General features: G+C 41.2%; 20 protein-coding genes and 1 pseudogene. 11 read left to right on the top strand and 10 right to left on the bottom strand.

What is annotated here, in order from left to right; genetic code table 11:
* Positions 1-7: 7 nt before the first annotated feature.
* From CWC16_RS09780 to CWC16_RS09750, 7 genes are all read right to left on the bottom strand, one after another.
* Complete coding sequence (locus CWC16_RS09780) at positions 8-1,507, bottom strand: RNA polymerase factor sigma-54 (protein ID WP_055014213.1); 1,500 nt, start codon at positions 1,505-1,507, stop codon at positions 8-10.
* Between the two features lie 69 nt (positions 1,508-1,576).
* Positions 1,577-2,302 carry an LPS export ABC transporter ATP-binding protein gene (lptB, locus tag CWC16_RS09775; protein WP_004589086.1) on the bottom strand — a complete coding sequence of 242 codons (726 nt, stop codon included), beginning with the start codon at positions 2,300-2,302 and terminating at the stop codon, positions 1,577-1,579.
* Positions 2,299-2,847 carry a lipopolysaccharide transport periplasmic protein LptA gene (lptA, locus tag CWC16_RS09770; protein ID WP_138541405.1) on the bottom strand — a complete coding sequence of 183 codons (549 nt, stop codon included), beginning with the start codon at positions 2,845-2,847 and terminating at the stop codon, positions 2,299-2,301. The genes lptB and lptA overlap by 4 nt, the downstream gene beginning before the upstream one ends.
* A complete protein-coding gene (gene lptC, locus CWC16_RS09765; RefSeq protein ID WP_138541404.1) occupies positions 2,837-3,391 on the bottom strand; it encodes an LPS export ABC transporter periplasmic protein LptC in 555 nt (184 codons plus the stop codon). Before lptC ends, lptA begins: the two co-directional genes overlap by 11 nt.
* Positions 3,388-3,939, bottom strand: coding sequence for a 3-deoxy-manno-octulosonate-8-phosphatase KdsC (kdsC, locus tag CWC16_RS09760; RefSeq protein ID WP_055017522.1), 552 nt, complete (start codon positions 3,937-3,939; stop codon positions 3,388-3,390). Before kdsC ends, lptC begins: the two co-directional genes overlap by 4 nt.
* Positions 3,940-4,911: a KpsF/GutQ family sugar-phosphate isomerase gene (locus CWC16_RS09755; RefSeq protein WP_138541403.1), complete on the bottom strand. Its 972-nt coding sequence runs from the start codon at positions 4,909-4,911 to the stop codon at positions 3,940-3,942. It lies immediately after the preceding gene.
* 2 nt (positions 4,912-4,913) lie between these two features.
* Complete coding sequence (locus CWC16_RS09750; RefSeq protein ID WP_055017521.1) at positions 4,914-5,882, bottom strand: calcium/sodium antiporter; 969 nt, start codon at positions 5,880-5,882, stop codon at positions 4,914-4,916.
* A gap of 254 nt (positions 5,883-6,136) precedes the next feature.
* On the opposite strand from CWC16_RS09750, the gene CWC16_RS09745 reads away from it, so the two are divergent.
* From CWC16_RS09745 to murA, 7 genes are read left to right on the top strand one after another with little or no spacing between them, the layout of a single operon-like run.
* Positions 6,137-6,940, top strand: a complete 804-nt coding sequence (locus tag CWC16_RS09745; RefSeq protein ID WP_138541422.1) for an ATP-binding cassette domain-containing protein — start codon at positions 6,137-6,139, stop codon at positions 6,938-6,940.
* Positions 6,940-7,719 (top strand): lipid asymmetry maintenance ABC transporter permease subunit MlaE, encoded by a 780-nt coding sequence (gene mlaE, locus CWC16_RS09740; protein WP_055014206.1) that lies wholly within the window; start codon positions 6,940-6,942, stop codon positions 7,717-7,719. The genes CWC16_RS09745 and mlaE overlap by 1 nt, the downstream gene beginning before the upstream one ends.
* Positions 7,720-7,732: 13 nt before the next feature.
* Positions 7,733-8,281, top strand: a complete 549-nt coding sequence (mlaD, locus tag CWC16_RS09735; RefSeq protein WP_004589094.1) for an outer membrane lipid asymmetry maintenance protein MlaD — start codon at positions 7,733-7,735, stop codon at positions 8,279-8,281.
* Between the two features lie 5 nt (positions 8,282-8,286).
* Complete coding sequence (locus tag CWC16_RS09730) at positions 8,287-8,967, top strand: MlaC/ttg2D family ABC transporter substrate-binding protein (RefSeq protein WP_055017520.1); 681 nt, start codon at positions 8,287-8,289, stop codon at positions 8,965-8,967.
* Complete coding sequence (locus tag CWC16_RS09725) at positions 8,960-9,253, top strand: STAS domain-containing protein (protein WP_138541402.1); 294 nt, start codon at positions 8,960-8,962, stop codon at positions 9,251-9,253. Before CWC16_RS09730 ends, CWC16_RS09725 begins: the two co-directional genes overlap by 8 nt.
* 5 nt (positions 9,254-9,258) lie before the next feature.
* Positions 9,259-9,516 carry a BolA family protein gene (locus tag CWC16_RS09720; RefSeq protein WP_004589097.1) on the top strand — a complete coding sequence of 86 codons (258 nt, stop codon included), beginning with the start codon at positions 9,259-9,261 and terminating at the stop codon, positions 9,514-9,516.
* Between the two features lie 13 nt (positions 9,517-9,529).
* Positions 9,530-10,789 (top strand): UDP-N-acetylglucosamine 1-carboxyvinyltransferase, encoded by a 1,260-nt coding sequence (gene murA, locus CWC16_RS09715; RefSeq protein WP_138541401.1) that lies wholly within the window; start codon positions 9,530-9,532, stop codon positions 10,787-10,789.
* A 147-nt stretch (positions 10,790-10,936) separates the two neighbouring features.
* Here the strand turns inward: murA and CWC16_RS09710 are convergent, their stop codons facing one another.
* From CWC16_RS09710 to CWC16_RS09700, 3 genes are all read right to left on the bottom strand, one after another.
* Complete coding sequence (locus CWC16_RS09710) at positions 10,937-12,019, bottom strand: trypsin-like peptidase domain-containing protein (protein WP_138541400.1); 1,083 nt, start codon at positions 12,017-12,019, stop codon at positions 10,937-10,939.
* A gap of 100 nt (positions 12,020-12,119) precedes the next feature.
* Positions 12,120-13,472 carry a Do family serine endopeptidase gene (locus CWC16_RS09705; RefSeq protein WP_055014201.1) on the bottom strand — a complete coding sequence of 451 codons (1,353 nt, stop codon included), beginning with the start codon at positions 13,470-13,472 and terminating at the stop codon, positions 12,120-12,122.
* 149 nt (positions 13,473-13,621) lie between these two features.
* Positions 13,622-14,032 carry a Z-ring associated ZapG family protein gene (locus tag CWC16_RS09700; protein ID WP_502705073.1) on the bottom strand — a complete coding sequence of 137 codons (411 nt, stop codon included), beginning with the start codon at positions 14,030-14,032 and terminating at the stop codon, positions 13,622-13,624.
* Between CWC16_RS09700 and CWC16_RS20405 the strand changes: the two are divergent.
* The 4 genes and pseudogenes from CWC16_RS20405 to rpsI all read left to right on the top strand — a co-directional run.
* Positions 13,977-14,105, top strand: a pseudogene (locus tag CWC16_RS20405) (hypothetical protein); the annotation flags it as partial. The gene CWC16_RS09700 and the pseudogene CWC16_RS20405 overlap by 56 nt on opposite strands.
* A 95-nt stretch (positions 14,106-14,200) precedes the next feature.
* Positions 14,201-15,289, top strand: a complete 1,089-nt coding sequence (zapE, locus tag CWC16_RS09695) for a cell division protein ZapE (RefSeq protein WP_138541398.1) — start codon at positions 14,201-14,203, stop codon at positions 15,287-15,289.
* A 288-nt stretch (positions 15,290-15,577) separates the two neighbouring features.
* Entirely contained in the window at positions 15,578-16,006 is a 429-nt protein-coding gene (gene rplM / locus CWC16_RS09690) for a 50S ribosomal protein L13 (RefSeq protein WP_004589103.1), read from the top strand.
* Positions 16,007-16,014: 8 nt separating this feature from the next.
* Complete coding sequence (rpsI, locus tag CWC16_RS09685) at positions 16,015-16,407, top strand: 30S ribosomal protein S9 (protein WP_024600778.1); 393 nt, start codon at positions 16,015-16,017, stop codon at positions 16,405-16,407.
* Positions 16,408-16,911: the final 504 nt, after the last annotated feature.

Genomic DNA, 16,911 nt, shown 5'->3' with positions numbered 1-16,911 from the left:
TTACGTCTTATATCAAACTCTTTCTCTGATTTGACGGTGGAATAGCTAGCGATTCACGGTATTTTGCTATTGTGCGTCTAGCTACTTTAATTCCTTGCTCTGCCAATATATCCGCAATTTTACTATCACTCAATGGTTTGGCTGAGTTTTCCGCGGCAATTAGCTTTTTAATTAAGGCACGTATTGCGGTTGACGAACATTCGCCACCGTTTTCGGTGCTTACGTGGCTTGAGAAAAAATATTTAAGCTCAAAAATACCACGTGGCGTATGCATATATTTTTGCGTAGTAACACGCGAAATTGTTGATTCGTGCATTTCTACCATTTCAGCAACATCGTTTAAAACCATTGGTTTCATGGCTTCGGGGCCATGTTCAAAAAACGCTTGTTGTTGTTTTACAATACAGTTTGTTACTTTTAGCAGCGTGTCGTTTCTGCTTTCAAGACTTTTTATAAACCATTTAGCTTCTTGCAGATGAGAGCGAATAAACTGGCTATCACCACTTGATTTTACGGTACGTGACATGGCCGCATACTGACTATTTACGCGTATTTTTGGCATGCTATCTGGGTTTAGCTCTACCACCCAACGGCCCTTAATTTTTTTAACTGACACATCCGGTATGACATACTCAGACTCTTCCCTTACTATTGTATCTGCAGGTTTTGGGTTGAGGGTATGTATAAGAGTCATGACCTCTTTAAGCTCGTCTTCTTTAAGCTTAGTCTTTTTCATTAATGTACGATAGTCGCGTGCCGCTAATAGATCAATGTGATCGGTTAAGATCATTTTAGTTTGTTCTATAAAAGGGGTGTCTTTATCAAACTGGTTAAGCTGAATACACAAGCACTCCTGTAAGCTTCGCGCGGCTATACCTACAGGGTCGAATAATTGAATACGTTTTAAAACGGCTTCTATTTCATCCAGTTCAACTTCAACGTCGTCATCGTTTTCTTGGTTAAAGCTTTCTAAAATTTCTTCACAACTTAGCGTTAAAATACCCGAGTCATCTACAGCTTCTACAATGGCTATAGCAATGGCCTCGTCAGTTGGGCTAAAAGGAGTAAGCTGAAGTTGCCACATTAAGTACTCATGTAGCGTTTCAGTAGAGGCGCCCTGATAAATAGACTCATCTTCTGGCATTGGGCCTGAGGATGCCGCAGGGGCTGCACTCATGTACTCATCCCAAGTTACATCCATCGCCATATCATCGCTAACGGTGTCTTTATTTAAAGCTTCACCACTGTCTTGCTCGTATTCACTGGTTGTATCATCAGCCGATGCGCTTACGGTTACATCATCCGTATCTGCTTTTTGTTCATTTTTTCCAGCCGACTCTTCCGTGTAATCTTGCTCTTCTACTTCTAATAGCGGGTTGCTATCCAGTGCTTCTTGTATTTCTTGCTGGAGATCCAATGTACTGAGCTGCAGCAAGCGAATCGCTTGTTGCAATTGTGGAGTCATTGTAAGTTGCTGGCCCATGCGCAGCTGTAATGATTGCCTCATGTATCTCTAACAATCCTTTTATGTTGTTATAATTAATATTAGCAGATGCTTGTAGGTGTGGCTTAAATGTTACAGCCTAAATTGCTCGCCTAAATAAACATCGCGTACAGTTTTGTCATTTAATACGTGTTCTGGGGTGCCAGATGCAATTAGCTCCCCATGAGAAACAATGTAGGCTTTTTCACAAACATCAAGGGTTTCTCTTACATTGTGATCGGTAATTAATACGCCAATGCCACGATTTTTAAGATGTTCTATTATTTTCTTTATATCTAACACTGAAATCGGATCAACACCAGCAAAAGGCTCATCCAACAAAATAAATTTAGGGTTCGCTGCGAGTGCTCTGGCTATCTCTACACGGCGGCGTTCGCCACCAGAAAGTGCCATACCTTGGCTATCGCGTATATGTTGAATGCTAAATTCATCAAGTAAGTTGTTAAGCGTTTCTTCTCGCGCGGCTTTATTTAGCTCTTTGCGCGTTTCTAAAATAGCCATTAAATTTTGATAAACTGTTAGCTTTCTAAATATAGATGACTCTTGCGGCAAATAGCCAATGCCTAAGCGAGCACGACTGTGCATAGGTAATAACGTTATATCGTTATCATCAATAGATATTTTACCTTTGTCGCTAGGTACTAACCCTACAATCATGTAAAAGGTGGTGGTTTTACCTGCGCCATTAGGGCCTAATAAGCCCACTATGCTGCCGGCTTCTACCTCAAGGCCTACATTTTTTACAACTTGGCGGCCTTTATAGCTTTTTGCTAATAGTTCTGCTTTTAAGGTGCTCATGGTTGACCTTCGTTACCTGTTTTTTCTTTAATATTTGCTTCAACAGGCACTAAAATTGTGTGGACACGATCCGTTGAGTTTTCGTCTTTTTCTGCGCTAATAAGTTGCTGCTGCATATCGTAGGTAATACTTTTAGCATTAATTTTTTGACCGGCTTGCGCGACTTCGGCATCCCCAACAAGTGTTAAAAAGCGCTTTGCTACGTCGTAACGTACTTCGTTTGCACTGGCACTCATTACGGTACCATCGTCTTGTTTTTCTTCGAAGTAGGCAGGGCTGCCAGTGGCAATAAGCAGTTGTTTGTTATCCCCTAGGTCTTCACGTTTATGTACTTCGAGTCGGTCGGCTGTAATTTTGCGGTTCCCATGCACAATTTCGACGTTTTTTTCAAAAATACCTACGTTTTCTTTAAGTTGACCTTCTTGACGGTCTGCACTAATAGAAATTTGGTTTGCTGGCGGTTGAGCAGCAGGCTCAGCAGCAGAAGCGCTAAATGCAAGCATCAGCGATGGGATAATAAGTATTTTAGAGAGTTTATTGGTCATAATATATTGTTCGCGTGTGGTTAATTAGTTTTATTACTTCGGTTTTCAAATCGGCTTCAAGGCCTTTACCGATAATCTTTAAATTTGGCCCAGTGACAACCACTGGCTGCTCAGAGCGCATCGTTAGCGCTTTAATGTCGACTTCGATGTTGTCAGCATTGATGTTATCTATCATGGCGTTATCAACTAAATTTTTGGCAACCACGTTGCCTTCTAAAATAAGTTGTTTATCTTCGTAAAGCGTTGCTTCGTCAGCGTTTATTCGCCAAGTTTGTGTTTCGTTATATAAAGTAAAAATAGGTTTTTCAAAAAATGTAAAACCAAGTTGTTGGTACAGCTCCATTTTAGCTGCTGTAACTTTATGGCTAATTTTACCTTGCTCGTCATAGGCTGTTTGCTTAAGCTCTATAGCAGTGTAATCAGGCTTTGCAATGACTTCTGGTTCTTGCTCTGGCGCTACATTGCTTTGCGTAAAATAAGGGTACCAAAGCCAAACCATACAGCCGATGAATAACGCACTGAGTATAACGCGTGCTGCATTCATGAGCTGGTACCTTGTGTCGTAAGTGCTATACCGTTTTCAAGCATGAGTAAATCTGTGAGCTCTCTCACTGCACCAAAGCCACCAGGCATTTGTGTAGTATAATGCGATAAGCGTTTAATTAGCGGGTGCGCATCGTTTACTGCGACGGCAAAACCAACGCGCTCCATGACGGGCATGTCAGGTCCATCATCGCCAATATAGGCTATTTGTTCATCAGTTAACTTTAAAGTGTTTTTGAGTTCTTGATAAGCAATAAGTTTGTCTTCTTGGCCTTGATAAATGTGCTGTACGGTTAAGCTGCTCATGCGAGCTTGCACTATTTTTGAATGACGCCCCGTAATAACCGCGACTTCAAAACCGCTATTGATCAGTGCCTTAATGCCAAAACCATCTTTTGTATTAAATGCTTTTAACTCTTCGCCTTGGTTACCGAGGTAAATTCGGCCATCAGAAAATACACCATCAATATCGCATATGAGTAGTTTTACTTTTTTGGCGCGTGCTCTGGCATCATCGCTTAGCGGTTGATAGAGATCTTCAAATTGCATTTATAATACTCCTGCTTTTAAGAGGTCTTGCATATTTAAGGCGCCCACAGGCTGGTTTTGCTCATTAACTATGATTAAACCATTAATCCGCTTATTTTCCATTATATTTAGTGCTTCTGCTGCAAGCATATCGGCCGTGGCGGTGGTGCATGACTTAGTCATAACTTGGCTAATAGCGGTGTTATGTATATCGACTTTTTGCTCTAAAATACGACGTAAGTCGCCGTCGGTAAAAAGGCCAGCAAGCTGTTGATTGTTATCTACAATAGCAGTCATGCCTAGTCCTTTGGCTGACATTTCTATTAACGCGTCTTTAATTGTTTGCGTTACACCTATAATAGGGGTGTTTGTGCCGCTGTGCATTACATCTTTTAAAGTGAGCAACAATCGCTTACCTAAGCTGCCGCCAGGGTGAGAGAGTGCAAAGTCATCGGCGGTAAAACCGCGTGCTTCTAAAAGCGCAACCGCCATTGCATCACCCATTGCTAAAGTGGCTGTGGTGCTTGCTGTTGGCGCTAAACCTAACAGACATGCTTCTTGTTCTACCTTTATGCATACATGCACATCGGCAAGTGTTGCCATAGTAGAAAGCGGGTTGCCCGTCATCGATATTATTTTTGCACCGAGGCGTTTAAGCACCGGAATAATATTTAGTACTTCACTGGTTTCGCCCGAGTTTGATATAAGCATAACCACATCATTTTTGGTTATCATGCCTAAATCACCATGACTTGCTTCGCCTGGGTGAACAAAAAAAGCAGGGCTGCCTGTACTTGCAAGGGTTGCAGCAATTTTATTACCAATATGGCCTGATTTACCCATACCAATAACAATAATGCGGCCTTGGCAATCAAACATGGCCTGACACGCATTATTAAAGTTTTCATCAACGTATTGTTTAATATCCGCAAGCGCTTGGCGCTCTATGTTTAATACGCGTAAACCTTGCTCTGTAAAGTTTAGTTGTGCCATTGTTACCCTACTTGACTAAAAATATAACCTTGGTACGCCAAAAATGCGATGAGTAATAGACCACCTTCTACTCTATTGATACGCTGAGAACCTCTAAAGTTCAATGACATAATAATAAGTGCAAGCGTTGCACCTAACATAATAAGTATGTCGCGGTTTGCAAGTGATGGGTCGACCACTGATGGGTTAATAATACCTGCAAGCGGCAATACCGCTAAAATATTAAATATATTTGAGCCAACAATATTACCTAGCGCTAAATCGTCTTCGTTTTTAAGAACGCCTGCAACAGAAGCCGCAAGTTCAGGCAAGCTTGTGCCAATGGCAATAATAGTTAAACCAATAACTAAATCGCTTAAACCAAAGTATTTTGCTATATCGACAGCTGAACCAACTAAAAAATGGGAGCTTACAGGCAATAAAACCATACCAACAATAAGCCAAAATATAGCTTTTTTAGTGGGAACATCATTAGGGACTTCATCGCATGCTTCTGAAACAAATGGATCATCTTGGTTTTTAGCTCGTAGGGATACAATAATTAACCCACCAATAAACACAATAAAAGCGACTAATAAGGCGATACCTTCGGTGAGTGAGAAGTAGTTATCTGAAAACACATACCACGTAGCCAATGATGCCAACATTACGAGCGGCATTTCGCGTTTTAACGTACTTGAGGAAACACTCAGCGGGCGCAGCAATGCAGTTATCCCTAACACAAGTAATATATTTGTTATATTTGAGCCCACCGCGTTACCTACCGCTGTATCGGTTTTATTGGCCAGAGCAGCCGAGGCCGACACCATCATTTCAGGGGCCGAAGAACCCATAGCAACAACCGTTAAGCCAACTATTAAAGTAGGCACTCCAAAGTTTTTAGCAAGCGCAGCCGCACCGTATACAAATCGGTCGGCGCTCCACACAAGTGCAGCAAAACCAAGAATTAAAATAACAAACGAGGTAACCATTATGTTAAGCCAGATGTTCAAAATACAGATGGCGCGAATAGTAACAAAAGCCAACATGAAAGTATAAGCAAAAGAGTGGGGTCTACTATAGCAGTGCGCGAATTTTATGCGCTTAAGCAAAGGTTAAGGCAATTTACTTCAGCCTTACAGCGCTTTTTGTAGGCGTATTACAAAATCTTACGAATTGTTTTTTCCATCTTGGTTAAAAAACCCTTAAAATAGGAGCACGAGTGAACATTGTTACGGAGAGCGACTTGTCGCAATCAATAGTAGAAGTCAAGGATGTTAGCTTTTCGCGAGGCGATAGAACCATATATAAAAATATGAGTTTTAGTGTTCCTAAAGGTAAGATAACAGCGATTATGGGGCCAAGCGGAATTGGCAAAACCACAATGCTACGCTTAATTGGTGGGCAGCTTAAGCCTGACGCCGGCGATATTTTATTCGAAGGTGGCAGTATTCCTAAAATGTCGCGCAAAGAGTTATATGCGGCACGAACCAAAATGAGCATGCTGTTTCAAAGCGGTGCGTTATTTACTGATATGTCGGTATTTGACAACATTGCATTTCCTCTGCGAGAGCATACCAAGTTAAGTGAAGCGTTAATAAAACTAGTCGTATTAATGAAACTGCAAGCAGTGGGTTTACGCGGCGCTAAAGATTTAATGCCTTCTGAGCTTTCTGGTGGTATGGCCAGACGAGCAGCACTTGCACGTGCTATTGCGCTGGACCCAGAGCTCATTATGTATGATGAGCCATTTGCCGGCCAAGACCCAATATCTATGGGCGTATTGGTAAAGCTTATTAAGTCGTTAAATGAAGTGCTAGGTTTATCATCCCTTATTGTAACCCACGATGTGACGGAGGTAATGAGTATTGCCGATCACGTTATTATTATTGCCGAGCAAGGCGTAATAGGGGCAGGGACACCGGATGAAATGCGAAATCATGAATCTCCATTAGTACAGCAGTTTTTAAAAGGGTTATCGGATGGGCCTGTGCCATTTCATTACCCAGCACAAACGTATGCTGATGAGCTGTTAGGAGAAAACACTTAATGTTGGATTTATTTCAAAAGTTAGGTCATAAAACGCTAGGGCGTTTTGCAGCATTAGGGCGCTCTGCCACCATGCTTTTTAATGCACTGTGGAATATACCTAACTTTAAAAAAGGCACACCGTTGTTAGTGCGCCAACTTTATATGGTTGGTTCGCAATCATTATTAATTATTATGGTGTCAGGTTTGTTTATTGGTATGGTGCTTGCGCTGCAAGGGTATACCGTATTAGTAGGCTATGGTGCCGAAGACAGCCTCGGCCCATTAGTTGCGCTTAGTTTGTTACGTGAACTAGGTCCTGTGGTAACCGCGCTATTATTTGCGGGGCGTGCCGGCAGTGCACTAACCGCAGAAATTGGTTTAATGAAAGCCACCGAACAACTCTCTTCACTAGAAATGATGGCCATTGACCCTCTTAAGCGCATTATTGCTCCGCGTTTTTGGGCTGGTTTTATTAGTATGCCATTGCTTGCACTTATTTTTTCTGCGGTTGCCATTATCGGTGCTCATTTAGTTGGGGTTGATTGGTTAGGCGTAGATACCGGCAGCTTTTGGTCGATAATGCAATCGCAAGTATCGTTTCAAGAAGATGTATTAAACGGCATGATCAAAAGTTTTGTATTTGCCATGGTAGTGACCTGGATTGCGCTTTATAAGGGCTACGATTGTATTCCAACCTCAGAAGGGATCAGTAAAGCAACAACAGAAACAGTTGTTCACTCATCACTGGCAGTATTAGGGTTTGACTTTATTTTGACAGCGGTAATGTTTACCAGCTAATAGGGTATAGATAATGAATTCACGGAAATTAGAGATTTTAGTTGGCTTTTTTGTCGCATTAGGCATTTTAGCGTTTGCAATGTTAGCACTTAAAGTGGCTAATTCGGGTATTAGCGGGTCGGGCGAAACCTACACGCTAAATGCAAAGTTTGAAAATATTGGCTCACTTAAAGCGCGCGCACCGGTAAAAGTAGGGGGCGTAGTAATTGGGCGTGTTGAATCTATTTATGTCCATCCGCAGGAGTTTTTGCCTGTGGTCAATATGACTATTGATGCACAGTATTTATGTCGTTTTTCAGACACGAGCTCAATCTCAATTTTAACATCGGGAATTTTAGGGGAGCAGTACTTAGGTATTCACCCTGTTATTTCTCCTAATGCAGCAGAACAACGCTGTTTAGGTGAAACAGTGACCGAAAACGCGCAAGATCAAGCAATCGATGAGTTATTTGGCGTAGAAAGCAAAGCGCTAGGTGATGGTGATTCAATCACAGATACGAAGTCTGCACTTGTTTTAGAAGAGTTAATTGGGCAGTTTTTATTCAATCAAGGTAGTGAGTAATTATTATGTTGAAACAGTTTTTAGCCGTTATTGCACTTGGTGCAACCCTTGCAGTGCAAAGTGTTAGCGCAGCCGAAGTAAAATTGACAGATCCTAATAAAATGGTACGCCAAGTATCAGAGCATACTTTTGAGCGCATTAAAAAAGATCAACCGCTTATCGTTAAAGATAAAGAACACCTTCGTGTTATTGTTGAAGAAGAGCTTATGCCTTACATAGACTACAAATATGCAGCATTACGCGTATTAGGTAGTGAAGTGTCTAAAGTACGTGCGATTAAAGATGAAGCGCAAAAGGCCAAAGCGATAAAAGACATCCAAGAATTTATTGGCGCGTTTAGAAGCTATTTAGTCGCAACTTACGCTGGGGTATTTACTCAATATACAGACCAACATGTTGAATTTGGTGCAGCACAACCATTTAAAGGAAAAGATGTGGTTGTAGTAAAAACTAAAATCATTGAAGATGGTAAACCTGACATAAAAATTGATTTTAAAGTGCGTGAAGATCGCAGTGGCGAGTGGCGTGCATACGATATGATTGCAGAAGGAATTAGCTTACTTGATGCAAAACAAAGTGAGCTACAAGGTATTTTGCGCCAGCAGGGTATTGCGCATGTAAGCAAATTACTGGAGCAAAAGAGTCAGCTACCTGTGCAATTTAGAGGCAACAACAGCAATGACTAAATTGGCAATTAGCCAAGTTGATGAGCAGCATTATAGGGTAAGTGGTGAACTTACCCGCAGCTCAATTGGCAATGAACAGCTTCTGAACGTCCAGTCATTAAGTAAGCATAAAACCATCTATTTTGACCTTTGTGAGGTAATGAGGGTTGACACAGCGGGCTTAGCTTGGTTAATTCACTCTTTTGCTGAATTTAAGCAACAGGGCACACGCCTTGAATTGCAAAACCCACCTGAGCAATTGCAAAATTTAATGCAATTGGGTCAGGTAACAACTTTATTTGAGTGAGAGTTATGGAAACTAGCCAAGTCGAAACGTTATTACGCGATGAACTTCAATTATCTGAAGTAAAAGTAAAAGCCAATGGTAGCCATTATGAAGTAATTGCGGTAGGTGAGTGCTTTGACGGTTTAAGCCGCGTTAAAAAGCAACAGCTAGTTTATGGCCCATTAATGAATACTATTTCAGACGGTACAATTCACGCTGTATCAATTCGTGCATTTACGCCAACTGAGTGGAAGCGTGAACAAAAATTTATTTTACCTCAATAGTTAAGGCCTCTTAATGGATCAGTTTGTAATTCAAGGTGGCACTTCACTTGCTGGTGAAGTAACTATTTCTGGCGCTAAAAATGCCGCATTACCAATTTTGTTCGCTGCATTGCTTGGCGACGGTAAGAGTACATTTACGAATGTACCTCGCCTTCGCGATATTGTAACCACCGAAGCGCTTTTAAGCACCTTAGGCGCGACCGTAAATTGGCAAGGCGATACACTCTACATTGACGGTGCAACCGTTAATAAAACACTTGCTCCTTACGATTTAGTTAAGCAGATGCGCGCTTCTGTTTTAGCCCTAGGGCCTTTAGTGGCACGTTTTGGTGAGGCGCAGGTATCGCTACCTGGTGGGTGTGCAATAGGCGCTCGCCCAGTTGATATACATATTCAAGGTTTAGAGCGCATGGGCGCGCAAATAAACGTTGAAAACGGTTATATCAATGCAAAAGTAGAAGGTCGTCTTAAAGGCGCTGAAATTTTTATGGAAATGGTGAGTGTTGGCGCAACCGAAAACTTACTAATGGCCGCAGCACTTGCCGATGGTAAAACGGTACTTGAAAACGCAGCACGCGAGCCCGAAATTATTGACCTTGCCAATTGCCTAATAGCAATGGGTGCAAAAATTACTGGTGCAGGTACAAGCCGTATAGAAATTGATGGCGTAGAGCGTTTAGACGGCTGTGAGCACAGTATTTTACCTGACCGCATTGAAACGGGCACTTTTTTAGTTGCAGCAGCAATGGCTGCAGGCGAAGTACTGTGTAAAAAAACAGATTATCATTCACTTGAGCCTGTTATTGAAAAATTACGTGCCGCGAATGCATTAGTTGAAGTAAACGATGACAGCATTTATTTAGATATGCGTAATCGTGAGCTTAAAGCCGTTAATATTAAAACCATGCCTCACCCTGGTTTTCCAACCGATATGCAAGCGCAGTTTACCGCGTTAAATGTAGTGGCTAATGGCAGTGCAACAATTACCGAAACCATTTTTGAAAACCGTTTTATGCATGTACCTGAGTTACAACGCATGGGCGCTAATATTCGTTTAGAAGGGCACACGGCTATTTGTGGTGAAACGCAAAGTTTAAGTGGTGCTCAGGTAATGGCAACTGATTTACGTGCCTCTGCAAGCTTAATTTTAACCGGTATTGTGGCGCAAGGTGAAACGGTAGTCGATCGTATTTACCACGTAGACCGAGGCTATCAACGCATTGAAGATAAACTCAGTGGCTTAGGCGCTAATATTAAGCGCAGAAGTAGCTAATACCCATTCGCAATAATATTTATTTGCTTTGAGGTGAGGGCAAACTTGCTCGCTAAATTAAGTACACTGGGTTAAAGACAGTTTACTTTAGACATAAAAAAGGTCGGATATGCGTATTGCTATCCGACCTTTTTATTGTCACTTTGGTTAGAGTTTAGTCTCGAGTTCTGCAACTCTAACCATTATTTTTTTTATTTTACCGTTTCGATACAGCTCAAATTCTATTTCTTTACCGGGCTGTGTATTGCCTATTTTTTCGAGTACTTTTTGCGGGTTGGCAACGCTTAATCCTGCAATTTTAATAACAATATCTTGCTCTTCAATGCCAGCTTGCCATGCAGGGCCTAGTGGGTCTAAATTGGTGATTCGCATGCCTGCAACCGGCGTTAGACTGTCGTTTACTTCTTTGCCTGTGCTATCAACGGCCGTGCCTTCAAACCCTAAATAACCACGTACTACACGGCCATGGCGTATCAGCTTTGCCATTACTTCTTTAGCCAGCGAATAGGGAACAGCAAAAAATATTCCTTGGATATTTAGGTTTTCACGGGTTTTAAACTGCGCAGACGTAATTCCCACTAAATCACCATTAGAATTAACTAAGGCGCCACCAGAGTTACCTACATTTATAGCGGCATCCATTTGTAATAGGTTGTTGTAAGGGCTATCGGTAATTTTTTGTTTACCGGTGGCGCTGATTATACCTTGGGTGATGGTTTGCCCTAAATTGAGTGGGTTACCTATGGCTAGTACTACATCGCCTACACTTGTGGTGTAATTGTCGTTTACCGGAATAACGGGCAGGTGATCGGCGTTAATTTTTAATAAGGCTAAGTCGGTAATAGTGTCAAAGCCAATTAACTGCACATCAAAAAAGCGTCGGCCATCGGTTAATATAACCAAAATTTGATCTGCATTATTTATGACGTGGTAGTTAGTTAAAATGTAACCATCTTGGGTCATAATAACCCCAGAGCCCAGCTCTTGAACGGTGTTTTGTTGCTTATACCTAGGCTCTTTAGAAATGCTTTCTGAAAAAATAGTCACTACCGACGGTGCAGCACGTTTAACCGCGTCAGCAAAACTAAGATGATTTGAGCTCATAGCACTGGGCAAGGGAACATTAGGGAGTAAAGAGGCGCGCATATTAGGGCTGAAAAAAACCACTAAAAAAGCGATACCTAAACCGACAAACAAGGGGGGAAGTACAAATTTTAGTAATTTCAGCACGAGATTCTTATTGTTAGTGAGCAATTCTTTATGATGGCACAAAAAAAATAACAGCGGCAAGTGCTGCTGTTATTTTTATTGCTTATTTATAGTGTGTTACTTATTGAATAAGTACAAAGATAGACTCTCTACCACGTTTAACGCCAAGTACAATATTACCTTGGGTATCTTCGATAATTTTGTTCATTTGACGAATGTTTTCTACACGTTGGCGGTTAACTTGTACAATAATATCACCTTCTTCAAGACCTACGCGTGCCGAAGGAGAGCGCGGATCTACTGTGGCGACTTCAATACCTTTAGTGCCATTTTTTTGCACGTTTTCAAGCGTTGCACCTTGGAATGCAGGATGCAGTTCATCGCCTGCAGCTGTTACACCTGATGCGCCATCAAGGGTCACCTTAATAGTTTTTACTTTGCCATCGCGGTAAATACCTAATTTAACTTCACGGCCTTCACCTAAAGTCGCTATTTTGCTACGCAGCTCGTGGAAGCCACTAATATCGCTACCATTAATACTAATAATAACATCGCCAGCTTTAATACCTGCTTTACTTGCTGCGGTATCATCCATTACTTGCATAACGTAAGCCCCTTGTTTAACGTCAAGTTGTTGTGCTTTTGCAAGGCCTGCATCAAGTGGGCGGCCAGAAATACCCAGTGAGCCACGGCGAACTTCGCCATGTTCAATAATTTGGTCAACTAGGTTTTTCATCATATTTGATGGAATAGCAAAGCCAATACCTACATTTCCACCCGAGGCACCTAAAATAGCAGTATTAATACCAATGAGTTCACCATTTAGGTTTACTAAGGCGCCTCCTGAGTTACCTTGGTTAATAGCCGCATCGGTTTGAATAAAGTCTTCGTAGCCTTCAATATTTAAACCACTACGCCCTAATGCACTTACAATACCTGAGGTTACGGTATGGCTTAAACCAAATGGATTACCGATGGCCACTGCAAAGTCGCCGACACGCAATTTATCTGAATTGGCTAATTTAACCGCGGTTAAGTCATCTGCATCTATTTGTAATAATGCAATATCTGACTCTTTATCTGTACCTATTTTAGTCGCTTCAAATTCACGGCCATCTTCTAGCGTCACCACCATTTTTTCGGCATCTTGAATTACGTGATTATTTGTTACGACATAACCTTCATCGGCATCAATAATAACCCCTGAACCCAACCCGCTAAATTGACGTTTTTGGCTACGTGGTTGAGGGTTGCCAAAAAAGTATTCAAGGGGGTCTGCACGACGACGTACTTCTTTTGACCCAGAAACCTGAATGCTCACAACGCCAGGAGTAATTTGCTCAAGCATAGGCGCAAGTGTAGGTAATTGTTGGCCGTTAACAGCAATAGGTAGTTTTGCATAAGAGGCCATAGGGCTTAATAATAAGCTTGTAGATAAGATTGCAGCACTAATAAGTGATAATTTCATTTTCATAGTCAGGGTGTACTCCACATCACAGGAAAAGCAAAAAGGCTGCATAAGCAGCCTCTTCGAATTTAAATATAAAGCTGTTACATTTAAAGACTATGGGGTCAAAAAAAAGTTCCTCAAGATAGCACTAACATTTTAGCGTGCATCGTATATTAAGAGGCTTTTACTGTTTTTGAATCGCTATCTTGCCCTGCAAACAAACCAGACTCGCCCGATACGTAATCGGCAGGTTGTGCCTGTGCAGATGAACGGTCAACTTCGCGTTCTTTTAAAGACGCTTGTAATTGCTCGGTTGTTTCTTTAGAGAAAAACGGCTCACTAGGGACTTTGTTTTTATCATCAAGTAGTAGTTGATTAGTTTCTTCAACATGGCTGAGTAGTTGGTCGTAATTTTCTTTCATTTTATTCACAAGCTTACCGGTGCTTGCTAAATGATCAGCCACATCTTGGCGATACTGCTCAAGCGCGTTTTGTGCTTGCTCTGCTTGTTCTTTTAATTCATCTTGTTTAAATTGTTTTTTAGTAACGAACGCACCAACAAAAAATGCCACTACAGCAGTAATAATAATTAAACCTACCCACGTAACTGTGCCCATAACTTTACCCCTTTGGGAAAAAATATCTAATAATGCCTGATTCAAATATAAATCATCCTGTGGGTAATATACCCCGAGTTAAGATGCGTGTTAATATGCTGAGCAAATTAAACTGTGTTTAAAATGTAATTAGATATGACTCCTTGGCAAACTTACCAGCAAGATCTTAAGCGCGATGACTTTGTACATGACCAAGCACAAGAAAATGCAGTGCGCCATTTACAACGTTTATACGATGACCTGACAAATAAAAAACCGCAGCAGCAAGGTTTTTTTGCAAAGTTGTTTAATAAAAACAAACCTGAGCCAATAAAAGGGCTTTATTTTTGGGGCGGTGTAGGGCGTGGTAAAACCTACCTAGTCGATACCTTTTATGAGGCACTGCCAGGTGAGCGTAAAATGCGCGTGCATTTTCATCGCTTTATGCACCGAGTTCACGATGAACTAAAAAAACTTAATAATAAAAGTAACCCGCTAGAAATTGTTGCCGACATATTTAAAGCCGAAACCGACATTATCTGTTTTGATGAATTTTTTGTGCAAGATATTACCGATGCCATGTTACTCGGCGGCTTAATGCAGGCATTATTTGCACGCAATATCGTATTAGTCGCCACCTCTAATATAGTACCTGATGATTTATATAAAAACGGCTTACAGCGTGCGCGTTTTATTCCGGCCATTGAACTGGTAAAAGCGAACACAGAAATAGTAAATGTAGACTCTGGCATTGATTATCGCTTGCGTACCCTTGAGCAAGCCGAAATATTTCACAGCCCATTAGATGAGCAAGCCGATAAAAACTTATTTGAATATTTTGATAAGCTCTCGCCAGAGGCGGGGGAGCTTGATCAACCCATAGAAATAGAAGGGCGCTTAATCAATACGCGTAAAGTAGCTAAGTGCGTAGTGATGTTTGAATTTAGCGAACTGTGCGAAACCGCACGTAGCCAAGTCGATTACATGGAAATTAGCCGTTTATATAACACCGTTATACTTTCTAATGTAAAGCAGCTTGGGCAAAATAATGACGATGCAGCTAGACGCTTTATAGCCTTAGTGGATGAATTTTACGAGCGCCATGTCACCTTAATTATTTCGGCTGAAAAGCCGATTACTGAGCTATATACGCAGGGCAACCTTAACTTTGAATTTAAACGTTGTATTAGTCGCCTTCAAGAAATGCAGTCATTAGAGTATTTAGCAAAAGAGCATTTATCGTAGCGCCAGTTAATAAGCGCGTAATAACTCTTTTTACCGGCCTTATTATGTTTTTATATCAATACATAATTTTTTGTAATTTTCTTGTGGAAAAAACAACCGCTCGGTAGCAATGTGTTTTAAGTGCTGGTATACTCCCGCGTCTGCCACGTTGCGTTCTATGTCCTCATATAGTTTAGCCACTTGTGAGCGGCGCTAAAGTCTAAAACTCGAAGGGGTTATAGCATACTTAGAGCGGTAGTTAATAATAACTGCCTGTGGTTTTAATTGAAAAACATTGGATTTTTATAAATGAAAACGTTTGTTGCTAAACCAGAAACAGTAAAACGTGACTGGTACGTAGTTGACGCTGAAGGTAAAACTTTAGGTCGCATCGCTACTGAAATCGCTCATCGCCTACGCGGTAAGCATAAAGCTGAATACACTCCACACGTAGATACTGGTGATTACATCATCGTTATCAACGCTGAGAAAGTTACTGTAACTGGTAACAAATTCAAAGATAAAGTGTACTACGCTCATACTGGTTTCCCAGGTGGTCTTAAGTCTACTACTTTTGATAAACTTCAAGCTGCAAAGCCTGAAATGATCATCGAAAAAGCTGTTAAAGGCATGTTGCCACGTGGTCCTTTAGGCCGCGCAATGTACCGTAAACTTAAAGTTTACGCAGGTACTGAGCACAACCATGCTGCACAACAGCCTCAGGTTCTAGACATTTAAGGAGCACTATCATGGCAAATCAATACTACGGTACAGGTCGTCGTAAAAGTTCAAGTGCTCGCGTATTCTTACGCCCAGGCACTGGTAACATCGTAATCAACAAGCGCTCTTTAGAAGAGTACTTTGGTCGCGAAACAGCACGCATGGTTGTTCGTCAAGCTCTTGAGCTTGTTGACATGACTGAAAAATTTGACCTTCACATCACCGTTGCCGGTGGTGGTACAACTGGTCAAGCTGGTGCTATCCGTCACGGTATCACTCGTGCACTTATGGAGTTTGACGAGTCATTACGTCCACAACTTCGTAAAGCAGGTTTTGTTACACGTGATGCACGTAAAGTTGAACGTAAGAAAGTGGGTCTTAAGAAAGCGCGTAAGCGTCCACAGTTCTCAAAACGTTAATTTTTACGTTATCAAGAATTCAAAAACCCAGCTTATGCTGGGTTTTTTGTTTTTGGCATTTAAATTTAAGTACTTACCTACCTCCAGCCGCCTTTTTTAAGGCCAGGCGCTGATCATATTTTGTAATTACCGCGTATTTAATGTACGAAAGTTAAAAAATACCCATTTCACTGCAAAAAAGTTAAATAATTATCGTAATTAGTGTAAATCCATCAGTTAATTGGTGGAATTTTTTGCTACAATTGGCTGGCAAGTAGTATGAGCAAGTTCAACATCACCATGTACAGTTTATCTGTTTCCTCTTAGTGGGGTTGATCTTGGTCAGTATATTGTTTTTACAGAAGCGCTATTATAGTCATTCGGCTTTATTCTCGAGCTTACTTTATCAACCTGTTGATCAAGTCGGGTTATTCGAGCGTGAGGCTGTGAATAACCTTGTTTTAATCAAGGGTTTTAATTATGATCGCTTCTATTTTAAAAATTTCGAAAAATTAACCTGCTGTA

This window comes from Pseudoalteromonas sp. S3776 (assembly GCF_005886915.1).
Taxonomy (GTDB): Bacteria; Pseudomonadota; Gammaproteobacteria; order Enterobacterales; family Alteromonadaceae; genus Pseudoalteromonas.
Note: the sequence above shows the minus strand (reverse complement) of the source record. Positions and strands in the feature narration are given on the sequence as shown.

Excerpts from the sequence above, each read along its gene's own strand:
- CWC16_RS09780 (WP_055014213.1), bottom strand. The coding sequence starts at position 1,507 with ATGAGGCAATCATTACAGCTGCGCATGGGCCAGCAACTTACAATGACT.
- lptB (WP_004589086.1), bottom strand. The coding sequence starts at position 2,302 with ATGAGCACCTTAAAAGCAGAACTATTAGCAAAAAGCTATAAAGGCCGC.
- lptA (WP_138541405.1), bottom strand. The coding sequence starts at position 2,847 with ATGACCAATAAACTCTCTAAAATACTTATTATCCCATCGCTGATGCTT.
- lptC (WP_138541404.1), bottom strand. The coding sequence starts at position 3,391 with ATGAATGCAGCACGCGTTATACTCAGTGCGTTATTCATCGGCTGTATG.
- kdsC (WP_055017522.1), bottom strand. The coding sequence starts at position 3,939 with ATGCAATTTGAAGATCTCTATCAACCGCTAAGCGATGATGCCAGAGCA.
- CWC16_RS09755 (WP_138541403.1), bottom strand. The coding sequence starts at position 4,911 with ATGGCACAACTAAACTTTACAGAGCAAGGTTTACGCGTATTAAACATA.
- CWC16_RS09750 (WP_055017521.1), bottom strand. The coding sequence starts at position 5,882 with ATGGTTACCTCGTTTGTTATTTTAATTCTTGGTTTTGCTGCACTTGTG.
- mlaE (WP_055014206.1), top strand. The coding sequence starts at position 6,940 with ATGTTGGATTTATTTCAAAAGTTAGGTCATAAAACGCTAGGGCGTTTT.
- mlaD (WP_004589094.1), top strand. The coding sequence starts at position 7,733 with ATGAATTCACGGAAATTAGAGATTTTAGTTGGCTTTTTTGTCGCATTA.
- CWC16_RS09730 (WP_055017520.1), top strand. The coding sequence starts at position 8,287 with ATGTTGAAACAGTTTTTAGCCGTTATTGCACTTGGTGCAACCCTTGCA.
- CWC16_RS09725 (WP_138541402.1), top strand. The coding sequence starts at position 8,960 with ATGACTAAATTGGCAATTAGCCAAGTTGATGAGCAGCATTATAGGGTA.
- CWC16_RS09720 (WP_004589097.1), top strand. The coding sequence starts at position 9,259 with ATGGAAACTAGCCAAGTCGAAACGTTATTACGCGATGAACTTCAATTA.
- murA (WP_138541401.1), top strand. The coding sequence starts at position 9,530 with ATGGATCAGTTTGTAATTCAAGGTGGCACTTCACTTGCTGGTGAAGTA.
- CWC16_RS09705 (WP_055014201.1), bottom strand. The coding sequence starts at position 13,472 with ATGAAAATGAAATTATCACTTATTAGTGCTGCAATCTTATCTACAAGC.
- zapE (WP_138541398.1), top strand. The coding sequence starts at position 14,201 with ATGACTCCTTGGCAAACTTACCAGCAAGATCTTAAGCGCGATGACTTT.
- rplM (WP_004589103.1), top strand. The coding sequence starts at position 15,578 with ATGAAAACGTTTGTTGCTAAACCAGAAACAGTAAAACGTGACTGGTAC.